This window comes from Olavius algarvensis spirochete endosymbiont (genome assembly GCA_900608495.1).
Lineage (GTDB): Bacteria > Spirochaetota > Spirochaetia > DSM-2461 > DSM-2461 > UBA2779.
Genome location: UWYT01000200.1, coordinates 1 through 619 on the forward strand (window position 1 = coordinate 1; position 619 = coordinate 619).

At 41.2% G+C, this 619-nt stretch carries 1 protein-coding gene; it reads left to right on the forward strand.

What is annotated here, in order from left to right:
* Window positions 1-539, forward strand: a 539-nt coding sequence (locus S1OALGB6SA_RS10210) for a hypothetical protein (protein ID WP_195910328.1), incomplete at its 5' end; no start/stop codon positions are given.
* Window positions 540-619: the final 80 nt, after the last annotated feature.

Sequence of the window (619 nt, forward strand, 5' to 3'; positions counted from 1 at the left end):
TTTCTTTTGAAGAAGAATCAAAAATATGGGACAAGTGGTTTGAAGAAAACCTAGACCCCGGATCCTTAGAGTCATTATATTTGCTTAGCGATAAAGAATATCATCGCGAAGTTGAAGAAAGGCTTGCAAACTACTATCGAGACGCGGATTTTTTTCTTATTTACTTTGCGCGCAATATAGATAATGGAGTTTTGTCTACTACTCTGTTTTTCAATAGTGCCAATACATGGAATCAGATAGAGTGGACAGAGGATACAAGCACAGGACGATCTTTTGTTGTGGAAACAAAACATGAAATTGCTGATTTTGATACTTCTGATAAAGAATTAGCTAGACTTGTTATAAGGCGCCGTTATTTTTATGCTAGAACAAACTATCTTCTAGTAGGTGCCACAAGCGTTCACATTTACATCTTTGATGAGGGTAAAATCGGGAGATTTGCATTTTACGGTGGACGTGGTGCCGTTGGTTCCCCTGTGTATATTAAACGGCTTCTTCAAGAAGTACGAGGATGCTCGATCACTGCTCCCTATAGATGACCCAAAATCCTCGTGCCCACTCCTCGGCAGGCCGCCTTAGGCCATCCATGGCCATGGGGCTAAACAGAACACGCCTTATT